We start from the raw sequence: 16,301 nt of genomic DNA, 5'->3' as shown, positions 1-16,301 counted from the left end.
GAAGCGAGAGGTGACCGTCATGCTCCACCGCGAGGCGACCACTTTCCGTGGCGCTCACGACCTCCGGCTCAGCGCCGACCGATGGGAACGATCCGGATCACGACGCGGCACCGTGCTGTTGCTGCACGGCGGCGGGCAGACCCGGCACTCCTGGAACCGCACCGCGCGCTCGCTTGCCGAAGATGGCTGGCAGGCTTGGACGCTCGACACCCGGGGCCACGGCGACAGCGAATGGTCCCCGGACGGCCGTTACACCCTCGACGACTTCACCGCCGACCTCTACGCGGTCGTTTCGCAACTGGACACGAAGCCGGTGGTGGTCGGGGCATCATTGGGCGGGCGCACCGCGCTCACCGCCGAGGGCGAACGACCTGGCACCTTGGCCGGGCTCGTGCTGGTCGACATCACCCACCGCACCGAGCACTCCGGCCAGTCCCGCGTCAAGCGATTCATGACCGGCGCCCCGCACGGCTTCGCCAGCCTCGCCGAAGCCGCCGACGCCATCGCCGCCTACCGGCCGGGACGACCCCGGCCGCGCACTCTCGACGGCCTCAAACGCAACCTGCGCCGCCGTGAGGACGGCCGCTGGTATTGGCACTGGGATCCGCGGTTCCTCGGCCCGACCGCCGACGCCGGGTACTACTCCCCCGAACGGCTCGACCGCGCCGCCCACGGCATCGGAGTGCCGACCCTCCTGGTGCGCGGCCTGCACTCCGACGTCGTGACAGCCGAGTCGGCCACGGAATTCCTCGGCCTGGTCCCGACGGCGCGGCAGGTCGTCGTCCCCGCCGACCACATGATCACCGGGGACGACAACGACGCTTTCACCGCTCATCTGCGCGAGTTCCTGGCCACGGATATCGTGGAAAGCGCCTGACTGTCCGGAGACGGCGCGCCCGTCCATGCACTGATCAGCTCTTGCACATCCAGCGCGCGCGGCGCCGGCGCCTGCGGTTCGCGGGCGGGTGTCCGTCCCAGCCGGGGCGCGGGGTTCGGATGTAACACGCCACCGACGCGGCGGAAGACCTCCCGCTCGGCGTTGTGCGAATGCTCCGCGGCCTCGTCGAACGTGAGCACCGGCGTGACGCAGGCATCGGTGCCCTCATAGATCCGGGCCCACTCGTCACGGCTCTTCGCGGAAAAGGCCTCGGCGATCAGCCTTCGCAGGCGCGGCCATTCTGTTCGGTCATCCTGCTCAGGCCATTCCACCAGGTCGACGTCGAGTCGCGTGACGAACTCGCGGTAGAAGTCGGGCTCCAACGCCCCGACCGCCACGAAGCGCCTGTCCGCGCACTGGTAGGTGTCGTAGAACGGCGCGCCGGAGTCGAGGTAATTGGTGCCGGGCTCATCACTGAAGCGGCCCGCGGCCCGCAACCCCTGCAACTTGGCTGTCAGCAACGCGACACCGTCGAGCATCGCCGCGTCGATGACCTGGCCACGACCTGACATACGAGCTTCCAGGAGGGCGCACACGATGCCGTAGGCCGCCACCAACGCACCCCCCGCGTAGTCGCCGAGCAGGTTGATCGGCGGCCGGGGTGGCTCCCCCGCTCTGGCCATCGCGTGCAGGACACCGGACTGTGCGACGTAGTTGATGTCATGGCCTGCCTGCTGAGCGAGCGGGCCGGTCTGGCCGTAGCCGGTCAACCGGGCATACACGAGCGCGGGATTACACCTGGTCAGTACTTCCGGTCCGAGGCCGAGACGTTCGGCCACGCCAGGTCGGTATCCCTCGATGAACACGTCGCCGACCTCGACGAGGCGTCGCACCGATTCGACTCCGGCGGGACTTTTGAGATCGGCTTCGATCGTTCCGACACCGCGGTTCGCGAGGTCGTGCTCCGGCGCCAGCCCTTCGGTCTGCCCGAGCGCGCGTCCTCGCCGGTTCGCCGGACGCGCCACCCGCACGACCTCGGCCCCCATATCCGCCAACAGCATGCTCGCGAACGGTGTCGGCCCCATTCCGGCGAGCGCGACCACACGCACCCCGCTCAACGGCCCGCTCACCTCGGTCGTCATCGCACTCCTCCTGGTGAAATATTATGTTTGTTACTGCGTGCCAGGCACTGGCGCCGTGCCATAATCGACAGAACGTTGTATATGATGTTCGCATCCGATTTGGGGAGGTGCCGGGTGGCCGACCACTCGATCAGGCTGCGGAGCGGCGAAGGACGGCAGCAGCTGCCTGAAGAAGTCGCCACCTACGTGCGCGAACTCATCATGTCCGGTCAAGTGAAGCCTGGTGAGTTCCTGCGCACGGAGCCGATCGCCGAAGCGGTGGGCGTCAGCAACACCCCCGTCCGTGAAGGCCTGCTCTCCTTACGCAGCGAAGGCTTCGTCGATCTGGTGCCGCGCCGCGGTTTCGTCGTCGCTCCGGTTTCACGCCAGGACATCCGTGACCTCTTCTGGGCGCAGGCACAGTTCTCCTCCGAGCTGGCCGCGCGGGCCGCCAAGAAGATCACCCCCGAGCAGATCGCCCGCCTCGAAGCCATCAACGAAGACTTCGAGAAAGCTGTCGAGGCCGGCGACCAGGAGACCCTCGTCCGCCTCGGTCACGACTTCCACCGGCAGATCAACCTCGCGGCCGACTCGCACCGCCTGACACTGCTGCTCAGTTCAGTGGTCAAGCATCTGCCGAACCGCTTCTACGCTTCGATCGAGGAGCATGTCACGGCCACCCGCAACGACCACGCGGAACTGGTCCAGGCGCTGCGCGGCCGTCACGTCCGCAAGGCCAGGACCATCGCCGAACAACACATCCTCGAAGGCGCTGACAGCGTCATCAAGATGCTCGAGGAACGCGGCCTCTGGTCCGACGAGGACTAGACGTCGCTGGTCGCGTGCGGGACGACAACCTCTTCGGCCGCCGCCCCGCACGCCGCCTCCCCTCGAATTCACGCCACTTCGTCCAGGACGCCGATCGCCACGAACCCCGACGCCGTCAGCCGGGCGCTCACACGCCGTCCGACCGGCCCCGGCCGATCCTGCGCAATAAGCATGCGATGAGCTAATCCGTGCGCTGTGTACTGATCACAGCAGGGCAGCCCGTCGATGAACAGGTCCGGCTCGCTGCTGTTGGTGATCTCCGCTCTTCCGGCGGCGACGGCACGGAGGATCGCCAACTCCCGGAAACTCAGTTCGTGATCCGGGGTCATGAGGGCCTCCCGCGTTGCTGGATAATATTTTATATTATGCGTGTACTTACCTTGCGGTCAAGGTCGCCCTCCTCCCAGAATCCCCGCGCTTCCAGCAGGGCGACAGCCCGCTCGGCGCCGTCGGAGAAGTGCTTCTCCACTTCCTCCCGCACTCGCGGGCCAGAGCGGGCCGACAACGCGTCCAGGATCCGGCGGTGATCTTCCCCCGCCTTCCCGGGCCAGTCCTCGTGGGCTTCGTAAAACCCGTGCGAGACCGTCTTGGCAAGGACCCCGAGGATCGAGATGAGCCTGCGTGAGCCCGAACCGTGGTTGATCCGCCGGTGGAACTCGAAGTTGAGCCGTTCCTGCTCTGCGGGGCCGACACCCGAGTCCGCCCGGTCGGTGATATCAGTCAGTGCCTGAAGGTCCTCCTGGCAAAGTTTCTCCGCGGCCCGCTCGGCGGCCAAACCGGAGACGAGCCCGAAAGCCTGATACTGATCCCGGATGTCGTCGCGGGCCAGTTTGGCGACGAATGCCCCTCGCCGGGCGATGTGCTCGACGACACCTTCCTGGCCGAGCGCGATCAGCGCCTCGCGAACCGGCAGCTTGCTGATTCCCAGCGCTTCAGCGACGGCACCTTGGTCGATCTTGACACCAGGCCGGAGTTCCCCGGCGAAGATCCGCCGCCTGATCTCCTGGGCGGCTAGGGCGTTCAGGTTGCCTCGACTCACGTTGTGAACATAGCTCGGGAGCACACTCTGACACCAGAACTTGATAAAATATATTTTGTACTCGTCGCCGGGATGATGCATAGTGTGGAGCATGTCAGCCGTGACCCCCGAGGACTTCAAGCCGATCCTGACCCTCGTTCGCGACTTCGTCCGCGCGAAGGTCGTGCCGCGCGAGCGGGAGATCATGGACGCCGACGCGATCCCCGACGATCTGCGCGAGCAGGTGGCCGAGATGGGACTGTTCGGCTACGCGATCCCCGAGGAATGGGGCGGACTCGGGCTCGACCTGACCCAAGACGTCGAGCTCGCCATGGAGTTCGGCTACACCGCGCTGGCCTTGCGGTCGATGTTCGGCACCAACAACGGCATCGCCGGGCAGGTACTGGTGAACTTCGGCACCGACGAGCAGAAAGCGGAGTGGCTGGAACGCATCGCCTCGGGCGAGGTCGTGGCCTCGTTCGCGCTGACCGAACCGGGCGCCGGGTCGAACCCCGCGGGACTGCGCACCAAGGCGGTCCGCGACGGTGACGACTGGGTGATCGACGGCGAGAAGTGCTTCATCACCAACGCGCCCATCGCCGGATTGTTCGTCGTGTTCGCCCGCACCCGTCCCGCCGACGCGTCCGGGACGGGCATCGCGGTCTTCCTGGTCCCGGCGGACACTCCCGGCGTCGAAGTCGCCGCCAAAGACAAGAAGATGGGCCAGGAAGGCGCCTGGACCGCGAACGTCTCGTTCACCGGCGTCCGGGTGCCTGGCTCAAGCCTGGTCGGGGGTGACGAAGACACCGGCTATCGCGCCGCGATGACGTCGCTGGCCCGCGGGCGCGTGCACATCGCCGCGCTGGCGGTCGGCACCGCGCAGCGCGCCCTGGACGAATCGGTCGCCCACGCCGCGACGGCCACCCAGGGCGGGACCGCGATCGGTGACTTCCAGCTGGTGCAGGCGATGCTCGCCGACCAGCAGACCGGAGTGCTGGCAGGGCGCGCGCTGGTGCGCGAAACGGCGAAGCGGTACGTGTCCGGGGAGGACCGGCGGATCGGGCCGTCCGCGGCGAAGCTGTACTGCACCGAAATGGCCGGGAAGGTCGCCGACCTCGCCGTGCAGATCCACGGCGGCAGCGGTTACATGCGCGAGATGCCCGTCGAAAGGATCTATCGCGACGTCCGGTTGCTGCGGCTTTACGAAGGCACCAGCGAGATCCAGCGGCTGATCATCGGCGGCGGTCTGGTGCGCGGAGCCCGGCGATGACCACTCGGGCCGAACGCCTGGTGAATCGGGTGCGGGACGCGGCCACGCTGCTGTTCGTTCCCGGTGATCGTCCGGAGCGGTTCGCCAAGGCGGAGCGCGCCGAAGCAGACCTCGTCATCCTGGACCTCGAAGACGCTGTCGCACCCGATCGCAAGGTGTACGCGCGGGAGCAGGTTGTCGCCTGGCTGGGCGAGCACCCGCACTGCGCGGTGCGGGTCAACGCGGCCGGCACTCCGTGGCACGACGAAGACCTCGCCGCGCTGGCCCGGTTCCGGTGCGTGGTCATGCTGCCCAAAGCCGACCCGGTCAGCGCCCGTACCGCTGCGGGCGAGCTGGGCGTGTTGCCTGTCCTCATTGCCTTGATCGAAACCGCCCGAGGAGTACTCGACGCGCGGGAGATCGCGTCAGTGCCGAATGTGCACCGGCTGGCGCTGGGCACATTCGACCTGGCGGCGGAACTCGGAGTCGATCCTGCGGACGTCGACGCGCTCGCCCCGGCGCGCGGGGCGCTCGTTCTCGCGTCGGCGGCGGGCGGCCTTCCGGGTCCGGTGGACGGGGTGACCGGCGACCTGCGCAACACCGAACGGCTCACCGGTGACGTCCGCTATGCCCGCCAACTGGGGTTCACCGGGAAGTTGTGTGTGCATCCCCTGCAGGTATCGGCGGCCGCGGCGGCGCTTCGCCCGTCTCGGGAAGAAATCCGCTGGGCTCATTCGGTGGTCACCACGGCCGGGGACGGTGCGGTCGCGGTGGAGGGGCAGTTGGTCGACAAGCCGGTGCTGGATCGCGCGCGGCGCGTCCTCCGGCAGGAAAGGGAAGGGTTGCGGCGATGACGCTGTCCGACGACGAAAAACAGATGGTGGCCCTGGTGGCGGAGTTCGTCGACGAACGGGTCCGCCCGCGCGTCCGCGAGTTCGAAGAGGACGACGTCTACCCGGCCGAGTTCATCGACGAGATGAAGAAGCTCGGCTTCTTCGGACTCCTCGCCCCAGCTGAGTACGGCGGTGTCGACGTCAGCACTGCCTGTTTCGCGCGGGTCACCGAGGAACTCGCCCGAGGCTGGATGAGCCTGGCCGGTGCGATCGGCGGCCATTCCGTCATCACCTACCTGATCAAGACCTTCGGCACGCCGGAACAGCGGGAGAAATACCTGCCCGCGATGGCCGAAGGCACGATCCGCGCCACCATGGCGCTCACCGAACCCGCAGGCGGCAGCGACCTGCAGGCGATGCGCACCCACGCCGCCCCCGACGGCGACGGATACTCGATCACCGGCTCCAAGACGTGGATCTCCAACGCCGCCCACTCCGGGCTCATCGGGCTGCTGTGCATCACCGATCGCGACGCCTCCCCCAGCCATCGCGGCATGAGCGTCCTCCTCGTCGAGCCTGGAGATGGGCTGACGATCTCGAAGAAGCTGCCGAAGCTCGGCTATCGCGGCGTCGAGGCGTGCGAGATCGTCTTCGACGGCCGCAAGGTCGGCGCGGACGCCGTGCTCGGCGGGACACCGAACCAGGGCTGGGCTCAGATGATGCGTGGACTGGAGGTCGGCCGGATCCAGGTCGCCTCCCGCGCGCTCGGCGTCGGACAGGCCGCGTTGAACGACGCCGTCCGGTACGCGCAGGAGCGGGAATCGTTCGGCAAGCCGATCTGGAAGCACCAGTCGGTCGGGAACCTGCTCGCCGACATGGCCACCAAGATGCGTGCCGCGCGCCTGCTCACCTTGGACGCCGCCGAGAAACTCGACGCGGGCGAGCGCGCCGACATGGAAGCCGGGATGGCCAAGCTCTTCGCGTCGGAATCGGCGATGCAGGTCGCTCTCGATGCCATCCGTGTGCACGGCGGTTACGGCTACTCCAAGGAATACGACGTCGAGCGCTACTTCCGTGACGCGCCGCTGATGATCGTCGGTGAGGGCACCAACGAGATCCAGCGCAACGTCATCGCCGCCCAGCTCATCGCCCGCCACAAGATCTGAGGAACGACAATGTCCTTGCTGACCGATCGGACCGCGGTCGTCACCGGCGGAGCCCAAGGAATCGGGCTCGCCATCGCCGAACTGTTCGCCGCCGAAGGCGCCCGTGTGGTGCTCGGCGACCTCGACGGCGACGCCGCCGCACGCGCCGCCGAGAAACTCGGCGGCATCGGTGTCCGCTGCGACGTGACCAAAGCCGACGACGTCGACGCATTGCTGGCCGCCGCCGAAGACACCTTCTCTCCTGTGGACATCCTGGTCAACAACGCCGGGATCACCCGCGACGCGACGCTGCGCAAGATGACCGAAGACCAGTTCGACCAAGTGATCAACGTGCACCTCAAGGGCAGCTGGAACGGCGTCCGCAAGGCCGCGGCGATCATGCGCGAACGCAGCCGCGGCTCGATCGTGAACATCTCGTCGCTCTCGGGCAAAGTCGGCATGGTCGGCCAGACGAACTATTCCGCGGCCAAGGCGGGCATCGTCGGACTGACCAAGGCCGCGGCGAAGGAACTCGCCCACCACGGCGTCCGCGTCAACGCCATCCAGCCCGGGCTGATCCGCACCGCGATGACCGAGGCGATGCCCGCCAAGGTGTGGGACCAGAAGATGGCCGAGATCCCGATGGGCCGGGCCGGTGAGGTCGGCGAGATCGCCTCGGTGGCCCTGTTCCTGGCCTCGGACCTGTCGTCCTACATGACCGGCACGGTGCTGGAAGTGACCGGCGGAAGGTTCATGTGATGGAGCAGTGGGCTCCGCACACCGTCACCACCCGCGAGCTGGTCGATCCGGCGCCGGTCGCGGCGCTCGCCGCCCTGTTCGACGACGGGCTGCCCGCCCCGCTGCCCGGCGACGACCTGCCGCCGCTATGGCACTGGGTCGCTCTCCCCCGCTGGCCCGTCTCCTCGGAGCTGGGCAACGACGGGCATCCGGCGCGCGGCACGTTCCTGCCGCCGGTGGACCTGCCGCGGCGGATGTTCGCCGGCGGCGAGGTGACCTTCCACGCCCCGCTGAAGATCGGCGCCACCGTGCGTCGCGAATCCACAGTGGACTCCGTGACGGAGAAGTCGGGACGATCGGGTCGTCTGGTGATCGTCGTCGTGCGTACTCGTCTGTCCACGGAGGATGGCGCGTTGTGCGTGGAAGAGCGGCAGGACCTGATCTACCGAGACCGCGGCACGTCCGCCGAGCCGAAACCGGCCGACTTCGACCCCGTCGGCGCACCGTTCCGCCGCGCCGAGGCGGGCACATGGGACTTCGCCACGGATCCGACACTGCTGATGCGGTTCTCGGCGGCCACCGCCAACCCGCACCGCATCCACTACGACTGGCCCTACGCCACCCGCGCCGAGGGCTACCCCGGTCTGGTCGTGCACGGCCCGCTGATGTCCCTCGCCCTCGCCGAGACCCTGCGCCTGGACCACCCCGGCGCCCGGGTGAAGCGCTTGAGTCACCGCAACAACGCGCCGCTGTTCTGCGGTGAACCCGCTCAGCTCCGGGCGGAAGCGGGGCAGCTCGGTCTCTTCGGTCCTGGCGGCGTCCCCGCAGGCCCACGGACCAGCCTGGAAGTCGAACTGTACGAGGAAGGCACTCCCCATGCGTGACGCCGTCATCTGCGAACCCGTCAGGACCCCGATCGGCCGCTTCGGCGGCTCGCTGAAGAGTGTCCCGGCCGCCGACCTCGCCACCATCGCGCTCACCGGACTGCTCGAGCGCACCGGGATCGACCCCGAAGCCATCGACGACGTCATCCTCGGCCACTGCTATCCCAGCGCGGAAGCGCCCGCTATCGGCCGCGTGGCCGCACTCGACGCCGGGCTGCCGGTGACCGTGCCGGGCATGCAGGTCGACCGGCGGTGCGGCTCCGGGCTGCAATCCGTGGTCCAGGCCGCCCTCCAGGTGCAGGCCGGGGTCAGCGACGTGATCGTGGCGGGCGGCGCGGAGAGCATGAGCAACGTCATCTTCTACGCCACCGACCTGCGCTGGGGCGCCAAGGGCGGCGGGGTGATGCTGCATGACGCGCTCAACCGCGGCCGCGCCACACCCGGTGGCAAGCACTACCCGGTCGCGGGAGGAATGCTGGAAACCGCCGAGAATCTCCGGCGCGACTACGGGATCACCCGCGAAGAACAGGACCGGCTCGCCTTCACCTCGCACCAGCGCGCGGTCGCCGCGCAGAAGTCCGGGGTGTTCGCCGAGGAGATCATCCCGGTCCCGGTGGAGACCAAGAAGGGCACCGTCGTCGTCGACACCGACGAACACCCGCGTGCCGACACCACCCCCGAGACCCTCGCCACGCTGCGCCCCGTTCTGGGCAAGCAGGATCCCGAAGCGACGGTGACCGCCGGCAACGCCAGCGGCCAGAACGACGCGGCGGCCGTCTGCGTCGTCACCCATCCCGAGCGGGCTGCCGAGCTCGGCCTGCGCCCGTTGGTACGGCTCGTCTCCTACGGCGTCGCCGGGGTCGCCCCGAAGATCATGGGCATCGGCCCCGTTCCCGCCACCGCGGCCGCGCTCGCGAAGGCCGACCTGAAGTTCGCGGACCTGGACCTCGTCGAACTGAACGAGGCGTTCGCCGCTCAGGTCCTGGCCTGCACGCGGGAATGGGGCTTCGGTGAGTCCGACTTCGAGCGGCTCAACGTACACGGCTCCGGTATCTCGCTGGGTCACCCCGTCGGCGCCACGGGCACCCGGATCCTCGCCACGCTGGCACGTGAACTCCACCGCCGCGACGCGCGCTACGCACTGGAGACCATGTGCATCGGCGGCGGTCAGGGACTGGCCGCGGTGTTCGAGAAGGTGACATCGTGACCCGGGTTTTCGCATCCGCCGAAGAAGTCCAAGCAGCGCTCGGTCAGGAGATCGGCCCCACCGAATGGCTGACCATCAACCAGCTCCGGATCGACGCCTTCGCAGCAACCACCGAAGACGACCAATGGATCCACACCGACCCGGCGAAAGCCGCCTCAGGCCCGTTCGGGGCGACCATCGCGCACGGCTTCTTGACGCTGTCGCTGATCCCACGGTTCGCGAAAGAGCTGTACCGGCTGGACTTCGGCACGGCGCGGATCAACTACGGACTCGGCAAGGTCCGTTTCCCTGCTCCGGTCCCTGTCGGCTCCCGGCTGCGCGCCAGCGCGACCTTCACCGACCTCCAGCCCGGAACGGCCGGGGTGACGGTGACGACCCGCTACGTCGTCGAACTCGACGGCGCGGCCAAACCGGCCTGTGTCGCCGAAACCCTCGTCGTCGTCAGCTGAAGGTGATCACAATGGCAGTCGCACCTTTTTCCGCACGACACTGGAGTGCGGTCGAAACCCTCTCCCCCGCCGCCGCCCGTGCGGTCCAGGACGAACGCCTGCGCGAGCAGGTCTCGTACCTGGCCACGCACAGCGCGTTCTACCAAGCGAAGCTCGGTGCCGACCTGGCGAAGATCCGGACCGTCGAGGATCTCGCCGGGCTACCCTTCACCGAGAAGCAGGAACTGCGTGACAGCCTCGCCGCCGCCCCGCCACTGGGCACACACGTCGCCGCGGAGATCTCCGAGGTCGTGCAGATCCAGGCGTCGTCCGGCACCACGGGCAGCCCGTCCTACGTCGGACTGACGACGAGCGACATCACCACCTGGTGTGAACTCGGCGCGCGAGCGTTGTATGCCAACGGATTCCGTCCGGGTGACCGGTTGCTGCACGCCTTCGGCATGAGCAAGGGATTCGTGGGCGGGCTGCCGATCGTGCAGATCCTGCAGTACATGGGGATCGTCGACATCCCGGTCGGGGCGGAGGCCGGCGCGGAAAGGCTCCTGCGCGTCCAAGCCGATCAGCGCCCCAACGCCTTGATCGGTACTCCGTACTTCCTCGCCCACCTCGCCGAACAGGCACCGAAGATCGTCGGCCGTCCGGCACGGGACCTCGGTGTCCGCGCGATCAGCGTCGGCGGCGGCGGGCTTCCCGCCGTCCGAGAGAAGCTCGAATCGCTGTGGGGTGCAACGTCGCGGGAGATGCTGGGTGGCACGGACATCGCCTGCACGTACTGGGGTGAATGCGAAGCCGCCGACGGGATGCACTTCCTCTCCCCCGACTTGATGATCGCCGAACTCATCGACCCCGACACCGGCGAACAGATCGCCCCGGTCGAAGGCGCGCAAGGCGAACTCGTCTACACCGCGTTGCGGCGTCAGGCGTCCCCGTTGCTGCGGTTCCGCACCCGCGATCACGTCGTCGTCACCGGGACCGGGTGTTCCTGCGGCCGTACCGGCTACAAGGTCCGGTGCATCGGCCGCACCGACGACATGCTGATCGTGCGCGGTATCAACGTCTTCCCCTCGGCGATCAAGCAACTCGTCGCCGAATTGACCCCTGGCGAGATGCGGATCCGCGCCGACTTCGAGGGGCACTCGACGCAGCGTCCACTCCCGGTCGTCGTGGAGGACACCGGTCTGACCCCAGAACAGCAGACCGGGCTCCGCGAGAGCATCGAACAACGGATCCGCTCCGCGCTCAACGTCAAAACCGTTGTCGACTTCGTCCCCCAGGGCACGTTGAAGCGTCCTGATCACGTCAAGGTGAACCTCGTCGAGCGGGTGCACGCATGACCGACTTCTGCCGCCTGGACGAGGCGATCGCGCGGCACGTCCGCCCAGGTGACGCCGTGCACGTGATGATGGGCCACAGCCGCTGGAGCGCGCTGGTCCGAGAACTGGCCCGGCAACACTGGGGAAAACCATCGAAGTTCACCCTGATCATGGCGAGCCTGTCGTCGCTCGGCGCGGTCCTGTTCCGCTCCGGCTGCGTCGAGAAGGTCGTCACCGTCTACTCCGGCGACTCGTTCCCGGTGTTCACACCGAACCCCGTGTTCCAGAAGGCCTACGCAGACGGTTCCGTCGAGGTCGAGAACTGGTCGTTCCTGAGCTACATCCAGCGTTTGCGGGCCGCGGCGACCGGTGTGCCCGCCGTCGTCACCGGGTCTGTGCGGGACTCCTCGATGGCAGGGAACGAGGGCTACGAGGAGATCGATACCCGGTTCGGCCGGGTGGGCCTGGTCTCGCCGCTGGTGCCGGACGTCGCGCTGGTGCACGCCGCGGTCGCCGACCGGCAGGGCAATCTCGCGATCGCTCCCCCGATGTTCGAGGGTTCGATCGGCGCGTTCGCCGCCCGTCGGGGCGTCCTCGCCACGGTGGAGAAGGTCGTCGACGATCTCCGTCCCTGGTCGTCGCTGGTCCGCGTCCCGGCACACCGGGTGCTCGCCGTCGTGGAGGCGCCGTTCGGAGCGCATCCCGGCGGGGTCTTCGCTGGGCCCGTGGGGACGCGGCTGCCAGTGGAGGGATACGCCGAAGACGTCACTTTTTGGATCTCTGCACGCGAAGCGAGCCGATCGCCGGAGTTCGACGACTGGATCCGTGAGTGGATCCTCGATCCCGCCGACCACGACGCATACCTCGAGAAGCTCGGCAAGGCACGGCTCGACGCCCTGGTCCGCTCCATGGGTAAGCCGACGCCACTCACCGGCCGGGGCGAGCACAGCGGCCCCGCGACGCCGGCCGAACGCGCGGCCACCTGGCTGGCCGGCCTCGTCCGGACGCGGATCGCGGAGACCGGCGCTGACGCCGTCCTCGCCGGCGCGGGTCTGGCGAACCTCGCGGCCTGGGTGGGCGTCGAGACGGCCAAGACTGAGGGCCACCGTGTCGCGCTCGCCGCCGAACTGGGGCTCTGGGACTACACGCCGACGCCGGGCGACCCGTTCATCTTCAGCTTCGCGAACTTCCCGACGTCGTCGATGCTGCTCGACACCGAGCAGGTGCTCGGCACGGTGGTCAACGGGCCGTTCACGCGGTCGATCGCCTGCGTCGGCGCGGCCGAGATCGACCGGCTGGGCAACATCAACACGACCCGGATCACCGGCGGCCCCCACCTCGTCGGATCGGGTGGCGCGAACGACGTGGTCACCAACGCCGACGAGACGCTGGTCGTCGGGACGATGAGCCCGCGCAGGTTCGTCGAGCGCTGCGACTACGTCACGAGCCCCGGCGCGCGCGTACGTGCCGTGGTGACCGACGTCGGGATCCTGACCCGGCGCGACGGCGAACTCGTTCTCACCCACATCGCACCAGGTCCCGAACCGCTCACCGATCGCGTCGAATACGCCCGTTCACGCTGTGGCTGGGAGCTCAAGGTGGCGGACGATCTGAAGGAACTGCCCGAGGTGAGCGCCGACGACCTGGCCCAGCTGCGCAAGTACGACGGCGAAGGCCTGTTCCTCGGTCAGAGCAAGAAGGGAAGCGCATGAGCCGCTACGCACGTTTCGAGAACCTCCGGGTGGACGGCCCAGACGACGCGGGCGTCGTCGAACTCGTCCTGGACGCACCGAACCTCAACGCGGTCAGCGAGGCCGCGCACGCCGATCTGGCCGACATCTGGCGGGAGTTCGACCGGGATCCGGACGTGAACGCGGTCCTCCTGCGCGGCGAGGGCAAGGGATTCTCCGCCGGTGGCTCGTTCGACCTGGTCGAGAAGCTGTCGAACGACTACGAGACGCGCACCCGCACGATGCGGGAGGCGCGAGACCTGGTCTACAACGTCATCGACTGCTCGAAGCCGATCGTGTCGGCGATCCACGGTCCCGCGGTCGGTGCCGGGCTCGTCGCCGGTGTACTGGCCGACGTCTCGGTGGTCACGAAGACCGCCAAGATCATCGATGGGCACACGCGCCTCGGCGTCGCGGCCGGTGACCACGCCGCAGTGTGCTGGCCGTTGCTGTGCGGCATGGCGAAGGCGAAGTACTACCTGATGACCTGCCGTCCGCTGACCGGCGAGGAAGCCGAACGGATCGGCCTGGTCTCCCTCTGTGTCGACGAGGACGCCGACCTGCTGCCGACCGCGCGGGAAGTCGCGCGCGAGCTGGCACTCGGCGCCCCGAACGCCATCCGCTGGACCAAGCAGAGCCTGAACGCGTGGTACCGGCAGGTCGCGGGCGCGATCTTCGATTCCTCGCTGGCGCTGGAGTTCTACGGCTTCGGCGGGCCGGAAGTCCGCGAAGGTCTGGCCTCCCACCGCGAGCGCCGCAAGCCCGACTTCACCCGGCGGCGGGAGGACGGCGATGCCTGACCCGAATCCGGCGCTGCTCACGGGTTTGCGAGTGGTCGAGATCTCGAGCTACGTCGCGACTCCGTTGTGCGGCCTCACTTTGGCCCAGCTCGGCGCAGACGTCGTCCGGGTCGAACCGCTCGGTGGCGCGGCAGATCGGACGCGGTGGCCGCTGGCCGACTCCGGCACCAGTCTCTACTGGTCGGGGCTGAACAAGGGAAAGCGCGCCGTCGCCGTCGACCTGGAGTCCGAAGTGGACCGGAAACGGGTCGTGGATCTGATCGTCCACGGTGGACCGTGCGTCGTCGTCAGCAACACCGAACGGCATTCCGACCTCGGCTACGCGGAACTGGCCGCTCGTCGTCCCGACGTGATCCACGTGCTCCTCGAAGGACGCCCCGGCGGTGGCGCCGCGGTGGACTACACAGTCCAGGCGGGCAGTGGTTTCCCGTTGATCACCGGCTCCGCCGAAGCCCCCGCACCGGTCAACCACGTGCTGCCCGCCTGGGATGTCGCCGCCGGTCTTTACCTCGCGATCGGCCTGCTCGCCGCGGAACGGCACCGGCAGGAGACCGGTCAGGGCCGCGCGATCCGCGTCGCCCTCGAGGATGTCGCTCTAGCGACCGCGGGCAATCTCGGCTACCTGGCGGAAGCACAGGTCACCGACCACGACCGCACCAAATCCGGCAACGACGTCTACGGCACGTACGGCCGCGACTTCCTCACCGCCGACGGGGTTCGCGTCATGCTCGTGGTGCTGACGGAGCGCCACTGGACGAAGTTGCTGACAGCCACCGGCCTCACCGCCGCGTTCACCGCACTGAGCGAATCCCTGGGCATCGACTTCTCGCGGGAATCCGCCCGCTTCGAACACCGCGACGTGATCTCGACGCTGCTGGCCCGCTGGTTCCGGAGCACGACGTTCGACGAGGCCGCCGCGGCGCTGGATCGCCATCGCATCCTGTGGCAGCGCTACCGCACCTTCGAGGAACTCGGCCGCGGCGCCCTGCGGGACCTCGACCTGTTCGGCGAAATCGACCAACCCGGTGTCGGCCCCCACCTCGCGCCGAAGTCGCCGATCGTCGTCGACGGCGGCCGCCTCGCTCCCCTCGTGGCGCCGTCTGTCGGCCAGCACAACGCCGAACTGCTGTAGCTCGATCTCAGCGATCCGCAGCTGAGCGGTCCTCGCTCGCCGCCCATGACGACAGGAAACGAAGCCCGTCGTGGGCGGCGGTGCCGGGCTCGGCGGTCCAGACGATGAGCTGCTGCTCGGGGTCACTCGTACAGGTGAGCGCGTCCCAATCGAGCGTCAGCTCGCCCGCGACGGGGTGACGGAGCGTCTTGCTCCCCCGCTCGCGGGCGGTGACGCGATGGTCACCCCACCACGTGCGGAAGTCGTCGTCCTTCACCGACAATTCACCGACCAGGGCGGCCATCCGCTGGTCGTGCGGGTTGCGGCCGGCCTCCATCCGCAGCATCGCCACAGCGGTGCGGGCCATGGCCTCCCACTCCACGTGCAAGGCCCGGAAAGCAGGGTCGGAGAACATCAGCCACACGTAATTCCGCTTCTTTTCCGGGATCGCCGAGAAATCGACCAGCAGCGCGGAGGCCATTCGGTTCCAGCCGAGAATGTCCATTCGCCTGCCCAGCACGAGCGCGGGGCTCGTGGTCAGTTCGTCCAGCACCCGCAGCAACTGTGGTGACACCTTCTGCGCGGATTGCCGACGTGGCCGTTCGGCGTCCTTTCCAGCGAGCTCGAATAGGTATTCACGTTCGTCGTCGTCCAGATGCAACACTCGCGCCAGGACGTCGAGCACCGGCGCGGACGCCTGCCTGCGGCCCTGTTCGATGCGGGTGTAGTAGTCGGGACTGATCGAGGCCAGAAGCGCGACCTCCTCGCGGCGCAGCCCCTTGACCCGTCGTTTGGCGCCGGTCTCGGGCAGCCCGACCGTCCGGGGGCTCACCTCGGACCGCCGGGCCTTGAGGAACTCCCCCAGTTCATTGGCGTGGTCGTCACTGCTCATGACGCCATTGTCGCAAGAGGTGCAACTCGGGAGCCTGGGCCAATTGTGTCCCTGGACAGTGATGTGCGGGGCTGGAACCGTCCCATTGTAGGAGCACGCGACGCGT

General features: G+C 68.3%; 17 protein-coding genes. 13 read left to right on the top strand and 4 right to left on the bottom strand.

The features are described 5' to 3' along the window. The first annotated feature begins 19 nt into the window (after positions 1-19). Positions 20-877 carry an alpha/beta fold hydrolase gene (locus ED92_RS38055; RefSeq protein WP_037347470.1) on the top strand — a complete coding sequence of 286 codons (858 nt, stop codon included), beginning with the start codon at positions 20-22 and terminating at the stop codon, positions 875-877. Here the strand turns inward: ED92_RS38055 and ED92_RS38050 are convergent. Beyond that, positions 832-2,019 (bottom strand): CaiB/BaiF CoA-transferase family protein, encoded by a 1,188-nt coding sequence (locus ED92_RS38050; RefSeq protein ID WP_037347221.1) that lies wholly within the window; start codon positions 2,017-2,019, stop codon positions 832-834. The genes ED92_RS38055 and ED92_RS38050 overlap by 46 nt on opposite strands. A 114-nt stretch (positions 2,020-2,133) precedes the next feature. On the opposite strand from ED92_RS38050, the gene ED92_RS38045 reads away from it, so the two are divergent. Next, the gene (locus ED92_RS38045) at positions 2,134-2,826 is read left to right on the top strand and encodes a GntR family transcriptional regulator (RefSeq protein ID WP_200882801.1); all 693 of its coding nucleotides are present in this window, start codon (positions 2,134-2,136) and stop codon (positions 2,824-2,826) included. 68 nt (positions 2,827-2,894) lie between these two features. Here ED92_RS38045 and ED92_RS38040 read toward each other — a convergent pair whose 3' ends face one another. Next, positions 2,895-3,155, bottom strand: a complete 261-nt coding sequence (locus tag ED92_RS38040) for a hypothetical protein (RefSeq protein WP_037347219.1) — start codon at positions 3,153-3,155, stop codon at positions 2,895-2,897. A 29-nt stretch (positions 3,156-3,184) separates the two neighbouring features. Continuing rightward, entirely contained in the window at positions 3,185-3,946 is a 762-nt protein-coding gene (locus ED92_RS38035) for a GntR family transcriptional regulator (RefSeq protein WP_081976060.1), read from the bottom strand. A 10-nt stretch (positions 3,947-3,956) separates the two neighbouring features. On the opposite strand from ED92_RS38035, the gene ED92_RS38030 reads away from it, so the two are divergent. Genes ED92_RS38030 through ED92_RS37980 form a run of 11 tightly spaced genes read left to right on the top strand, consistent with a single transcriptional unit; the run spans position 3,957 to position 15,324 of the window. Then, entirely contained in the window at positions 3,957-5,114 is a 1,158-nt protein-coding gene (locus ED92_RS38030; protein WP_037347217.1) for an acyl-CoA dehydrogenase family protein, read from the top strand. Next, complete coding sequence (locus tag ED92_RS38025) at positions 5,111-5,947, top strand: CoA ester lyase (RefSeq protein WP_037347215.1); 837 nt, start codon at positions 5,111-5,113, stop codon at positions 5,945-5,947. Before ED92_RS38030 ends, ED92_RS38025 begins: the two co-directional genes overlap by 4 nt. Continuing rightward, on the top strand, positions 5,944-7,092 hold the full coding sequence (locus ED92_RS38020; protein ID WP_037347214.1) for an acyl-CoA dehydrogenase family protein: 1,149 nt from the start codon (positions 5,944-5,946) through the stop codon (positions 7,090-7,092). Before ED92_RS38025 ends, ED92_RS38020 begins: the two co-directional genes overlap by 4 nt. Before the next feature lie 9 nt (positions 7,093-7,101). Further along, positions 7,102-7,830, top strand: a complete 729-nt coding sequence (fabG, locus tag ED92_RS38015; protein WP_037347213.1) for a 3-oxoacyl-ACP reductase FabG — start codon at positions 7,102-7,104, stop codon at positions 7,828-7,830. Beyond that, complete coding sequence (locus ED92_RS38010; protein WP_037347212.1) at positions 7,830-8,693, top strand: MaoC family dehydratase N-terminal domain-containing protein; 864 nt, start codon at positions 7,830-7,832, stop codon at positions 8,691-8,693. The genes fabG and ED92_RS38010 overlap by 1 nt, the downstream gene beginning before the upstream one ends. After that, positions 8,686-9,900, top strand: a complete 1,215-nt coding sequence (locus ED92_RS38005; protein WP_037347210.1) for an acetyl-CoA C-acetyltransferase — start codon at positions 8,686-8,688, stop codon at positions 9,898-9,900. The genes ED92_RS38010 and ED92_RS38005 overlap by 8 nt, the downstream gene beginning before the upstream one ends. Further along, positions 9,897-10,349 carry a MaoC family dehydratase gene (locus tag ED92_RS38000; RefSeq protein WP_037347209.1) on the top strand — a complete coding sequence of 151 codons (453 nt, stop codon included), beginning with the start codon at positions 9,897-9,899 and terminating at the stop codon, positions 10,347-10,349. Before ED92_RS38005 ends, ED92_RS38000 begins: the two co-directional genes overlap by 4 nt. Positions 10,350-10,360: 11 nt before the next feature. Next, positions 10,361-11,683: a phenylacetate--CoA ligase family protein gene (locus ED92_RS37995; protein WP_037347208.1), complete on the top strand. Its 1,323-nt coding sequence runs from the start codon at positions 10,361-10,363 to the stop codon at positions 11,681-11,683. Continuing rightward, complete coding sequence (locus ED92_RS37990; protein WP_037347206.1) at positions 11,680-13,374, top strand: CoA-transferase; 1,695 nt, start codon at positions 11,680-11,682, stop codon at positions 13,372-13,374. Before ED92_RS37995 ends, ED92_RS37990 begins: the two co-directional genes overlap by 4 nt. Continuing rightward, positions 13,371-14,192: an enoyl-CoA hydratase/isomerase family protein gene (locus ED92_RS37985; protein WP_037347205.1), complete on the top strand. Its 822-nt coding sequence runs from the start codon at positions 13,371-13,373 to the stop codon at positions 14,190-14,192. The genes ED92_RS37990 and ED92_RS37985 overlap by 4 nt, the downstream gene beginning before the upstream one ends. Further along, positions 14,185-15,324: a CoA transferase gene (locus tag ED92_RS37980; RefSeq protein WP_037347203.1), complete on the top strand. Its 1,140-nt coding sequence runs from the start codon at positions 14,185-14,187 to the stop codon at positions 15,322-15,324. The genes ED92_RS37985 and ED92_RS37980 overlap by 8 nt, the downstream gene beginning before the upstream one ends. Positions 15,325-15,331: 7 nt before the next feature. Here ED92_RS37980 and ED92_RS37975 read toward each other — a convergent pair whose 3' ends face one another. Then, a complete protein-coding gene (locus ED92_RS37975; RefSeq protein WP_037347202.1) occupies positions 15,332-16,195 on the bottom strand; it encodes a helix-turn-helix domain-containing protein in 864 nt (287 codons plus the stop codon). Between the last annotated feature and the right edge of the window lie 106 nt (positions 16,196-16,301).

Origin of the sequence: Amycolatopsis sp. MJM2582 (assembly GCF_000754115.1) — a bacterium.
Taxonomy (GTDB): Bacteria; Actinomycetota; Actinomycetes; order Mycobacteriales; family Pseudonocardiaceae; genus Amycolatopsis; species Amycolatopsis japonica.
The sequence above is the reverse complement of the archived record's forward strand: the minus strand, read 5'-3'. Positions and strand labels throughout refer to the sequence as shown.

Bases quoted from the DNA above. Each gene is read 5' to 3' on its own strand.
- ED92_RS38055 (WP_037347470.1), top strand. From the start codon at position 20: ATGCTCCACCGCGAGGCGACCACTTTCCGTGGCGCTCACGACCTCCGG.
- ED92_RS38050 (WP_037347221.1), bottom strand. From the start codon at position 2,019: ATGACGACCGAGGTGAGCGGGCCGTTGAGCGGGGTGCGTGTGGTCGCG.
- ED92_RS38040 (WP_037347219.1), bottom strand. From the start codon at position 3,155: ATGACCCCGGATCACGAACTGAGTTTCCGGGAGTTGGCGATCCTCCGT.
- ED92_RS38035 (WP_081976060.1), bottom strand. From the start codon at position 3,946: ATGCATCATCCCGGCGACGAGTACAAAATATATTTTATCAAGTTCTGG.
- ED92_RS38030 (WP_037347217.1), top strand. From the start codon at position 3,957: ATGTCAGCCGTGACCCCCGAGGACTTCAAGCCGATCCTGACCCTCGTT.
- ED92_RS38025 (WP_037347215.1), top strand. From the start codon at position 5,111: ATGACCACTCGGGCCGAACGCCTGGTGAATCGGGTGCGGGACGCGGCC.
- ED92_RS38020 (WP_037347214.1), top strand. From the start codon at position 5,944: ATGACGCTGTCCGACGACGAAAAACAGATGGTGGCCCTGGTGGCGGAG.
- fabG (WP_037347213.1), top strand. From the start codon at position 7,102: ATGTCCTTGCTGACCGATCGGACCGCGGTCGTCACCGGCGGAGCCCAA.
- ED92_RS38010 (WP_037347212.1), top strand. From the start codon at position 7,830: ATGGAGCAGTGGGCTCCGCACACCGTCACCACCCGCGAGCTGGTCGAT.
- ED92_RS38005 (WP_037347210.1), top strand. From the start codon at position 8,686: ATGCGTGACGCCGTCATCTGCGAACCCGTCAGGACCCCGATCGGCCGC.
- ED92_RS37995 (WP_037347208.1), top strand. From the start codon at position 10,361: ATGGCAGTCGCACCTTTTTCCGCACGACACTGGAGTGCGGTCGAAACC.
- ED92_RS37990 (WP_037347206.1), top strand. From the start codon at position 11,680: ATGACCGACTTCTGCCGCCTGGACGAGGCGATCGCGCGGCACGTCCGC.
- ED92_RS37985 (WP_037347205.1), top strand. From the start codon at position 13,371: ATGAGCCGCTACGCACGTTTCGAGAACCTCCGGGTGGACGGCCCAGAC.
- ED92_RS37980 (WP_037347203.1), top strand. From the start codon at position 14,185: ATGCCTGACCCGAATCCGGCGCTGCTCACGGGTTTGCGAGTGGTCGAG.
- ED92_RS37975 (WP_037347202.1), bottom strand. From the start codon at position 16,195: ATGAGCAGTGACGACCACGCCAATGAACTGGGGGAGTTCCTCAAGGCC.